The following is a 10,813-nucleotide window of genomic DNA, read 5'->3' on the forward strand; positions in this document are numbered from 1 at the left end:
TAGCTGAGTTCTAACAAATAAATTAGTTAACATTCGTTTCTCCAAAAGATAGATAGGTTGTTTTTTCTTCGGAGGAAATAATATTCAGTGCGCTATTTTTGAGCAATCCAAGAGTGACCTTCCTCACATTGCTCTGACATTTGCCGTCGTTCTATTCAGTTTGAGTTCAGTTTAAAGTGAAAAAAGTGATTAAACGGGAGCGGTGAGAAGAGAAGTTTTTTCCGTGTGAGGGCAATTCGTGCTTTGCGCCGCAAAAACATTGCGGTATGTTCAAAGATTACCCACTGTAACCCGCCACGCTCGGGTTCATAAGATTGATCATAATCTACGAATAATAATCACAATGAATTAGGTATACGAAGCAATGCAATTCTCAAAGTTTGGTGAAAAGTTTAATCGATACTCTGGAATCACTCGTTTAATGGATGATTTGAATGATGGCCTGCGAACTCCTGGTGCAATTATGCTCGGTGGTGGTAACCCAGCCGCTATCCCAGCCATGCTCGATTACTTTAACCAAGCCAGTGCCGACATGCTCGCCAGTGGAGAACTCATTGCCGCCCTCGCCAACTACGATGGTCCACAAGGTAAAGACAGCTTCATTAAGTCGTTAGCTGGAATGCTGAAAGAGACCTATGGTTGGGACATCAACGAGAAAAACATCAGCCTGACCAACGGCAGTCAAAGTGGCTTCTTTTACCTATTCAACTTGTTAGCGGGTCAACAGCCAGACGGTTCTCACAAGAAGATATTGTTGCCGATCGCACCAGAATACATCGGCTACGGCGATGCGGGCATTGATGACGATATTTTTATCTCTTACCACCCAGAGATCGAACTGCTAGAAAACCGCCAGTTTAAATACCACGTTGATTTTGAACAGCTCAAGGTTGATGACTCGGTTGCCGCTATCTGCGCCTCTCGTCCAACCAACCCAACTGGTAACGTACTGACCGACGAAGAAGTGCGTAAACTGGATAAACTGGCGCGCGAAAACAACATCCCACTACTGATCGATAATGCTTACGGCCTGCCGTTTCCAAACATCATCTTTGAAGATGTGGAACCGTTCTGGAATGAAAATACGATTCTGTGCATGAGCTTATCTAAGCTTGGTTTACCGGGTGTACGTTGCGGTATCGTGATTGCGAGCGAAGAAGTAACACAAGCTCTGACTAACATGAATGGCATTATCAGCTTAGCGCCGAGCAGTGTTGGGCCGGCAATTGCCAATCATATGATTGAAAAAGGCGATTTATTGCGTTTGAGCAGTGAAGTAATCAAACCTTTCTATAAAGAGAAATCTCTACGTGCGGTTGAGCTTTTACAAGAAGCGATCGATGACCCTCGCTTCCGTATCCACAAGCCTGAAGGCGCGATTTTCTTATGGCTATGGTTTGATGAACTGCCGATTACCACCATGGAGCTGTACGACCGCCTCAAAGCTCGTGGCGTATTGATTGTTCCGGGTGAATACTTCTTTATCGGCCAAGAAGACGAGTGGGATCATGCTCACCAGTGCTTACGCATGAACTACGTACAAGATGATGAGGCGATGCAAAAAGGTATTGCTATCATTGCTGAAGAAGTGAAAAAAGCTTACTCAGAGCAGTAATCAGAGCTTTTAGCTTACCGTAGACCAAATGCAAAAAAGAGCACCGACCTTCTTCAAGGTACTGGTGCTCTTTCACTTCTACTTCCCGAGATTTATTAGCTTAAATGAGCTAATAACGCTTAACCTTCTAGAAGACTATTACCATTAATAGCAATCTTACGTGGTTGCATCGCTTCTGGGATTTCGCGTTCTAGGTCGATGTGAAGAAGACCATTTTCCATGCTTGCCCCTACCACTTTTACGTAGTCTGCCAGTTGGAATTTACGCTCGAAATCACGCTCTGCGATACCTTGGTATACGAAGGTTTTCTCTGCTTCTGCTTTACGCTCACCTTTAACAATTAGCATGTTCTCTTTCTGAGTAAGATCTAATTGGTCATCAGCAAAACCAGCAACGGCCATAGTAATACGGTAGTTGTTCTCGTCTTTTTGCTCGATGTTGTATGGAGGGTAACCGCCAGAAGAGTTCTTCGATGTGTTCGCTTCCATCATGTTGAATAGACGATCGAAGCCGATTGCGTTGCGGTAAAGTGGAGTGAAATCTACAGTTCTCATAATGCTATCCTTTTAGTAAGCAATAGTCTTAGCTGTAATTTTTACTGAGATCGAACCTGTGAATTATTCAGTAAACAGCTAAGGGATTCAATTCGCATTCCACGGGCTTCACCTCGTTTGGTGACAACTCTGGGACATGACAATGAATCAATTTTTATATTGTGTGCCGCCAAATTTATCCTCTATTGAGCGATACTCTAGCAACGGTTATGAAGGTTCTGTTTCTTCTCTTGTAGAGCAAGACAGTCATCCTCTTCACAACTAGATATGTGGATTGAGCGAATCAGTTTCAAGCGTTTATTTTCAATTATTTTTCCAATCCAATATTTTTCAATCACTTAAAAACAAAAAAGACCGCCATTTTTGGCAGTCTTTTTAACAACAAATTTAGTTTTTTGAGACGAAGCTATTTCGTTTTAGTTCAAAGAAGAGGCGCGGAGCATACGAATGTATGTGAGCACCTCTGACACAGAAATTAAGCGAAAGAGCGAAGTATCAAAGATACTAAACGTCTAGATTTGCTACTTTAAGTGCGTTTTCTTCGATGAAGTTACGACGCGGTTCTACTTGGTCGCCCATCAATGTTGTAAACAACAGATCAGCACCAACAGCATCTTCAATCGTTACTTGCATCATACGACGAGTTTCAGGATCCATTGTCGTTTCCCAAAGTTGATCAGGGTTCATCTCACCTAGACCTTTGTATCGTTGTAGGCTTAGGCCACGACGAGACTCTTTCACTAACCAGTTCAGAGCTTCAACGAAACTAGACACTTCTTGAGTACGCTCGCCACGCTTAATGTAAGCACCTTCTTCAATCAGGCCATCAAGTGCTTCAGAAAGATCCGCTAGCTTGCCAAACTCTTTCGAGTTAATCAGATCAATGCTCAGCACGTGCTCATGAGTTACACCATGAGTACGAACCACAATCTTAGGAACGCTTAAACCTAGCTCTTCGTGCTTTTCAACTTCAAGGCTGTATTGGCTTGCACCCGCTTCTTTACCGTTTAGCTGCTCTACTAGCTGCTTACCCCAAGCTTCAACCACCGCATCATCATGACACTGCTCAGCGGTTAGGCGAGGAACGTAAATCAGTTCGTGAACCAATGCGCGTGGGTAGCGGCGGCTCATACGATCAACGAGCTTGATGCCTGCATTGTATTGCTGAACAAGCTTCTCTAAGCCTTCACCGGCAAACGCAGGTGCTTCAGGATTTACGTGCAGTTCTGCATTGTCTAAAGCCAAAGATACTTGATACTGGTTCATCGCATCTTCATCTTTGATGTACTGCTCTTGCTTACCCTTCTTCACTTTGTAAAGTGGCGGTTGAGCAATGTAGATGTAACCACGTTCAATCAGCTCAGGCATTTGACGGTAGAAGAACGTCAGTAGCAGTGTACGGATGTGAGAACCATCGACATCGGCATCGGTCATGATGATGATGTTGTGGTAACGCAGTTTATCTGGGTTGTATTCATCACGGCCAATACCACAACCAAGGGCTGTGATTAGCGTTGCGACTTCTTGAGAAGACAGCATTTTATCGAAACGCGCTTTCTCTACGTTAAGGATTTTACCTTTAAGCGGTAGGATTGCTTGGTTCTTACGGTTACGCCCCTGCTTGGCTGATCCGCCAGCAGAGTCTCCTTCCACAATATATAGTTCAGACTGTGCAGGATCTTTTTCCTGACAGTCAGCTAGTTTACCTGGAAGGCCCGCTAAATCTAATGCGCCTTTACGACGAGTCATCTCACGAGCTTTACGCGCTGCATCACGAGCACGCGCTGCATCGATAATTTTAGAACAAACGATTTTCGCTTCACCTGGGTTCTCAATTAGGAACTCAGATAGCTTCTCACCCATCGTAGACTCAACGGCAGACTTCACTTCTGAAGAAACCAGCTTGTCTTTAGTTTGGCTTGAGAACTTAGGATCTGGCACTTTCACCGAAACAATCGCCGTCAAACCTTCACGAGCATCATCACCTGATGTTGAAGTCTTCGCTTTCTTCGAGAAGCCTTCTTTGTCCATGAAGCTGTTCAAAGTACGTGTTAGCGCAGCACGGAAACCCGCTAAGTGAGCACCACCATCGCGTTGAGGGATGTTGTTGGTGAAACAGTAGATATTTTCTTGGTAACCATCGTTCCACTGCATTGCAACTTCAACGGTAATGCCGTCATCACGCTCTGAATCAAAGTGGAAAATCTTTTGGATGATTGGTGTTTTGTTGGTATTAAGGTGTTCAACAAACGCTTGGATACCGCCTTCGTATTCGAAGTGATCCATTTTGTCTTCTTCACGCTTATCAATTAGCTTAATTGATACACCTGAGTTCAAGAATGATAGCTCACGTAGACGCTTAGCTAAAATGTCGTAATGGAACTCGATGTTAGTGAAGGTTTCTTCACTCGGCCAGAAACGAATCTCTGTACCGGTTTTATCCGTGTCACCGATAACCGCTAGTGGCGCTTGAGGCTCACCGTGGCTGTAGGTTTGAGTGTGGATTTTGCCACCGCGGTGGATAGTAAGAGTAACTTGCTTAGAAAGTGCGTTAACTACTGAAACACCAACACCGTGTAGACCACCAGATACCTTGTACGAGTTATCATCGAACTTACCACCAGCGTGAAGAACCGTCATGATTACTTCTGCTGCTGATACTTTTTCTTCTGGGTGCAATTCTGTTGGAATACCACGGCCGTCATCGCTTACAGACACTGAGCTATCTTCATGAATAGTTACAATGATGTCATTACAGTGACCAGCTAGCGCTTCATCAATAGAGTTATCTACCACCTCAAAAACCATGTGGTGCAGACCGGTACCATCATCCGTGTCGCCAATGTACATTCCAGGACGCTTACGTACCGCATCCAGACCCTTCAGTACTTTAATACTCGATGAATCGTAATTATCTGACATAGTTACTCTCTGACTAATTATCCTTGCTCTATTTTGCCATGTTCCACATGAAACATCCTGCTATTTTCGTCATGCATATCTGCAATCTGATCAGCGGTAATAGAGCTTACAAAAACTTGAGCCTGGGTCGCCTTTAAACACTCAGCAAGACGTGCTCGGCGTTGGCTATCTAATTCGGAAGCGAAGTCATCTATCAAATAGATGCACTGCTTACCTGTCATTTGAGTGAGGTGTTGCCCTTGTGCTACTCGCAGCGCGCACACCATCAACTTCAATTGACCTCGTGACAAGACATCTTCCACTGGAGTGCCGTTCACTTTTATCTTCAGATCCGCTTTGTTTGGCCCACTAAAGGTGTAACCAAGCTGCTGATCCCTTTCAAAATTCTTTTCTAAAATCTCGGCGTATGGAGTGTCTTTGTCCCAACCACGATAATAGTTAATCTTTATCTCAAACTCAGGAAGGAAGGTCGCACAGATTTCTTCGGCGACTTCTTTAAGCTGTTCAACGTAAGTGGCACGCCACTGGCTGATACTTTCCGCTAAACGGGCCAATTCTTGGTCCCAATAGCTCAGTTCTCGATAGTGTGTTGCCGTTTTCAATAAGGCGTTTCGCTGCTTATTGAGGCGCTTTACCCTGCCCCATGCATCATAAAAGCCGGACTCACTGTGGAAGACTCCCCAATCAATAAATGCGCGGCGATGCTTAGGTCCATCGGTTAGTAAATCAAACCCTTCCGGGTGAATCAACTGCAAAGGTAAAACCTGAGCTAACTGAGCCAATTTTTGCCCAGTTTGACCGCTTATTTTAACCTCTGTTGTGCCATCGCGCTGCTTATTAATGCCAATTGGCAGCTCAAATTGATCCGAGGTCATAAAACGGCCATGTACAAACAGCTCACTGCACTCGTTTTGTATGATACGGCCGGTGAGTGAACTCTTAAATGAGCGACCATGTCCAAGCAGATATACCGCTTCAAGGACACTGGTTTTTCCGCTCCCGTTAGCCCCTATAAGAAAGTTAAAGCCTGATGACGGTTGAATGTCACAGGCTTCTATATTTCTAAACTGCTTAACGATTAAGCGCGATAAAGGCATAACGTCTTCATATTAATCTTCAATCACGACTCGATAGGTAAACGTTGTTGATCAGTAAACATCACAAACAACGCTTATAAGCGAATAGGCATAACAACGTACATCGCGCTGTCGTCTTGTGCGTTCTCGATAAGAGCACTCGCATTGGCGTCTGACATTGAGATGCGAACTTGCTCACAACGTAGTGTGTTCAGAACATCCAACACGTAGCTTACGTTGAAACCAATCTCTAGTGCATCACCATCAAAGGTTACGTCTAGCACTTCTTCCGCTTCTTCTTGCTCTGGGTTGTTCGCGGTAATACGCATCTCGCTATCTACAAGATTAACGCGAACACCACGGAATTTTTCATTCGACAGAATCGCAGCACGAGAAAATGCTGAACGTAATTCATCACAACCAGCTTCAAGTGTCTTGGTAGTATTTTGCGGCATTACGCGGCGATAATCAGGGAAACGACCATCAACCAGCTTAGAAGTGAAGACATAGTTGTTCACTTCAGCACGCACATTAGAGTTACCAATCTGCAGCGTTACCGGTTGCTCTGGTGCATCCAGTAGCTTCACTAGCTCTTGCACACCCTTACGAGGAACAATGATCTGCTTCTGAGCAAAATCGGCACCCAGTTGTGCTTGAGATACCGCCATACGGTGACCATCAGTCGCGACACTTCGTAGGATTGAACCTTCAATCTCAAACAACATACCGTTGAGGTAGTAACGAACATCTTGGTTCGCCATTGAGAATTGGGTTTTCTCGATAAGACCACGTAGCTCAGCTTGTGTCACTGACACTTCAACTTCACTGCTCCAGTCTTCAATGTTTGGAAAATCTGCCGCAGGTAATGTTGCTAATGAGAAGCGGCTACGACCAGAACGAACCTGAATACGGTCGCCATCCAATACCACAGTGATCACTGAGCTGTCTGGCAAGCCACGACAGATATCTAGGAATTTACGTGAAGGTACAGTAATGCTGCCCGCTTCGAAATCACCTTCAAGCGTTACACGGCTGATCAGTTCAACTTCTAGATCCGTTGCTGTCATCGACAACACGTTATCTTCTACTTTAATCAGTAGATTTCCTAGAATTGGAAGCGTTGGCCTGCCACCGAGTGCGCCAGATACTTGTTGTAATGGCTTAATCAGGTGACTACGTTCAATGGTAAATTTCATATCTTGCTCTTACGGTCTAAATGGCACTGCGTAATAGTACGTGGCCAAGATTCTGCTTATTAAGGTTAAGAATACTGTGTATTAAGAAGAAAGGGTACGAATCAAGTTCGAATAATCTTCTTTAATGTCGTGGCTCTCTTCACGCAACTGAGCAATCTTACGACAAGCATGCAGTACGGTCGTGTGGTCACGGCCACCGAATGCATCGCCAATCTCAGGCAAGCTGTGGTTAGTTAACTCTTTAGCCAGTGCCATCGCCAGTTGGCGTGGACGAGCAACAGAACGAGAACGACGTTTAGATAATAGATCAGCAACTTTGATTTTGTAGTATTCAGCGACTGTCTTTTGAATGTTATCAATGGTGACGAGTTTTTCTTGCAGGGCAAGCAAGTCACGCAGTGCTTCACGCACGAAATCGATCGTGATCGGACGGCCAGTGAAGTTTGCATTCGCAATAACACGGTTCAATGCGCCTTCAAGCTCACGAACGTTAGAGCGTAAACGCTTAGCAATAAAGAATGCCACTTCATCCGCAAGGTGAATTTGGTGGTCTTCGGCTTTCTTCATTAAGATCGCAACACGAGTCTCAAGCTCAGGAGGCTCAATCGCTACCGTCAAACCCCAGCCGAAGCGAGATTTAAGACGATCCTCTACCCCGTTGATCTCTTTTGGATAACGGTCAGAGGTTAGGATGATCTGTTGGTTGCCTTCAAGCAGCGCATTAAAGGTATGGAAGAACTCTTCTTGAGAGCGCTCTTTATTCGCGAAAAATTGGATATCATCGATAAGCAAAGCATCAACACTACGGTAGTAGCGCTTAAATTCTTCAATCGCGTTATTTTGTAACGCCTTCACCATATCCTGAACAAAACGCTCAGAATGCATGTAAACCACTTTCGCATTCGGCTTATTATCAACAATGGCATTACCCACCGCATGCAACAAGTGTGTCTTACCTAAACCGGTGCCACCGTATAAAAACAACGGGTTATAAGCTGTTCCTGGATTATCAGAAACCTGACGTGCCGCCGCCAAACCCAATTGGTTTGATTTACCCTCAACAAAGTTATTGAACTTATGTTTTGGGTTTACGTTTGAACGGTGGTTAAGATCAACCGCTACAGGCTCTTCATCACGCCAGATATTATGAACAGGCTTACGAGCTTGTAACTGCGCAGGTGCTGACGATTCAGCGGCCACATCAGCGGCTGTACGGGTACGAGCTGGGGCGATAGTCTCAGATTTTGGAGCAGTAACTCGTTTGTTCCCAATTTCAAAATGAAGATGCGGGATATCATTACCACAATATTCTTGTAGCAAACGGTTAATGCTATTTAGGTACTTATCGCGCACCCAATCGAGTACAAATCGGTTTGGTGCAAATAGAGTTAGAGTATTACCATTGAGCTCCGCTTGTAACGGACGTACCCACATACTGAATTCTGTAGCTGGTAACTCTTCTTGAAGCTGTTGCAAGCATTGCAACCAAAGCGAAGATGACACGGTGCCCCACTCTATTTAAGTTATATGAAATGACCGTTAATTTTACCTGTTGATAAGTCAGATCACCAGCAATTGATCACAGATCCAGTGAATAAGATCCAAGTTATTCACAATAATTTTGTAAATAATCGGTGGATCCACACATCTTGCCCCTAATTTACTCACACAATGATCCACTTATGCCCGGATCCTTGCTAGTTATCCCCAAATCGAGAATGCGATCTGGTTATGGTTAATAACATCTGGTTATTTATTCTATTGAGCATTTTCCCAGTAACATCCAACCCTATAAATATAAGGAGTTACCAAATGAATAACTGGATTAAGGCTGCAATTGCGGCTATCGCACTCTCTGCTGCTACTGTTCAAGCCGCGACTGAAGTTAAAGTCGGCATGTCTGGTCGCTACTTCCCGTTTACGTTCGTTAAACAAGACCAACTACAAGGTTTTGAAGTGGATTTATGGGATGAGATCGGTAAGCGTAACGATTACAAGGTTGAATACGTAACGGCAAACTTCTCTGGTCTTTTTGGTCTTCTTGAAACGGGTCGTATCGATACCATTTCAAACCAAATTACAATGACGGATGCACGTAAAGCGAAATACCTATTCGCAGACCCATACGTAGTAGACGGTGCACAAATTACCGTTCGTAAAGGTAATGACAGCATTAAGGGTATCGAAGACCTTGATGGCAAGACGGTTGCGGTAAACCTAGGTTCAAACTTTGAACAACTGCTTCGCAGCTACGATAAAGATGGCAAGATCAATGTGAAGACCTACGATACAGGTATTGAGCATGATGTCGCTCTTGGTCGTGCCGATGCATTCGTAATGGATCGCCTATCAGCACTAGAGCTTATCAAGAAGACGGGTCTACCATTACAGCTAGCGGGTCAGCCATTCGAAACCATTGAAAACGCTTGGCCTTTCGTGGACAACGACAACGGTAAAAAACTGCAAGCAGAAGTAAACGAAGCATTAGCAGCAATGCGCGCAGATGGTACGCTAGAAAGTATCTCTCAGAAATGGTTTGGTGCGGACATTACTCAGAAGTAATCACTCACTATCTCCATTCGAGGCCCACTGCTTTACACGGCGGTGGGCTTTTTGCTTTTGTGCACTGATTAAAAGCCTGATAGAACAGTATTTCCAAATAGAACAACACTTCCAATACTAATACGAGATAGATTATGGGATTTGACTTTAATTACATGCTAGAGCTGTTGCCAATACTACTGAAGTATTTAGGCACCACGATGGAGATGGCGACTTGGGGCTTGTTCTTTGCTCTGATCCTGTCTCTGATACTGGCGAATATTCGTGTATTCAAAATCCCAGTACTCGACCAACTGAGCCAGCTGTACATTAGCTTCTTTCGAGGCACACCACTGTTGGTACAGCTTTTCCTCCTTTATTACGGCTTACCACAAGTATTCCCGTGGATGGTTGGGTTGGATGCTTTCAGCGCCGCTGTAATTGGCTTAACCCTGCACTTTGCCGCGTATATGGCAGAAAGTATTCGTGCCGCGATTATCGGTATTGATCGTAGCCAGATGGAAGCCAGCCTCTCAGTCGGTATGACAACCAGTCAAGCGATGCGCCGAGTGATCTTGCCGCAAGCAACCCGCGTAGCACTGCCTTCTTTAATGAACTATTTCATCGACATGATCAAGTCGACTTCACTTGCATTCACCTTAGGTGTAGCCGAAATCATGGCTAAAGCTCAGATGGAAGCTTCTTCAAGTTTCCGCTTCTTCGAGGCTTTCTTAGCAGTCGCGCTGATTTACTGGGGCGTAGTGGTTATCCTCACTCGTATTCAAATTTGGGCCGAAGTGAAACTGAATAAGGCGTATGTACGATGATCAAATTACAAAATATCCACAAGCAGTTTGGTGACACCGAAGTTTTGAAAGGGATCGACCTAGAAATCAAACAAGGTGAGAT

General features: G+C 44.5%; 8 protein-coding genes and 1 pseudogene. 4 read left to right on the forward strand and 5 right to left on the reverse strand.

Going from position 1 to position 10,813, the window contains the following annotated elements:
* Window positions 1-364: 364 nt before the first annotated feature.
* On the forward strand, window positions 365-1,615 hold the full coding sequence (locus AB4653_RS10425) for a valine--pyruvate transaminase (protein ID WP_009848141.1): 1,251 nt from the start codon (window positions 365-367) through the stop codon (window positions 1,613-1,615).
* A 119-nt stretch (window positions 1,616-1,734) separates the two neighbouring features.
* On the opposite strand, the gene AB4653_RS10430 is transcribed toward AB4653_RS10425, so the two are convergent.
* From AB4653_RS10430 to dnaA, 5 genes are all read right to left on the reverse strand, one after another.
* A complete protein-coding gene (locus AB4653_RS10430; RefSeq protein WP_009848140.1) occupies window positions 1,735-2,169 on the reverse strand; it encodes an Hsp20 family protein in 435 nt (144 codons plus the stop codon).
* A gap of 504 nt (window positions 2,170-2,673) precedes the next feature.
* Window positions 2,674-5,091, reverse strand: a complete 2,418-nt coding sequence (gene gyrB / locus AB4653_RS10435) for a DNA topoisomerase (ATP-hydrolyzing) subunit B (RefSeq protein ID WP_009848139.1) — start codon at window positions 5,089-5,091, stop codon at window positions 2,674-2,676.
* Between the two features lie 17 nt (window positions 5,092-5,108).
* A complete protein-coding gene (recF, locus tag AB4653_RS10440) occupies window positions 5,109-6,188 on the reverse strand; it encodes a DNA replication/repair protein RecF (protein ID WP_017103129.1) in 1,080 nt (359 codons plus the stop codon).
* A gap of 74 nt (window positions 6,189-6,262) precedes the next feature.
* Window positions 6,263-7,363: a DNA polymerase III subunit beta gene (dnaN, locus tag AB4653_RS10445; RefSeq protein ID WP_009848137.1), complete on the reverse strand. Its 1,101-nt coding sequence runs from the start codon at window positions 7,361-7,363 to the stop codon at window positions 6,263-6,265.
* 81 nt (window positions 7,364-7,444) lie between these two features.
* Entirely contained in the window at window positions 7,445-8,866 is a 1,422-nt protein-coding gene (gene dnaA, locus AB4653_RS10450; protein WP_009848136.1) for a chromosomal replication initiator protein DnaA, read from the reverse strand.
* Window positions 8,867-9,175: 309 nt separating this feature from the next.
* On the opposite strand from dnaA, the gene AB4653_RS10455 reads away from it, so the two are divergent.
* From AB4653_RS10455 to AB4653_RS10465, 3 genes and pseudogenes are all read left to right on the forward strand, one after another.
* Window positions 9,176-9,925, forward strand: coding sequence for an amino acid ABC transporter substrate-binding protein (locus tag AB4653_RS10455; protein ID WP_009848135.1), 750 nt, complete (start codon window positions 9,176-9,178; stop codon window positions 9,923-9,925).
* 134 nt (window positions 9,926-10,059) lie between these two features.
* On the forward strand, window positions 10,060-10,731 hold the full coding sequence (locus tag AB4653_RS10460; protein WP_009848134.1) for an amino acid ABC transporter permease: 672 nt from the start codon (window positions 10,060-10,062) through the stop codon (window positions 10,729-10,731).
* Window positions 10,728-10,813 (forward strand): annotated as a pseudogene (locus AB4653_RS10465) (amino acid ABC transporter ATP-binding protein); the annotation flags it as partial. The gene AB4653_RS10460 and the pseudogene AB4653_RS10465, both read left to right, overlap by 4 nt.

The sequence above is a fragment of the Vibrio sp. 10N.222.48.A3 genome, from assembly GCF_041475345.1.
GTDB classification, from domain to species: Bacteria; Pseudomonadota; Gammaproteobacteria; order Enterobacterales; family Vibrionaceae; genus Vibrio; species Vibrio tasmaniensis_A.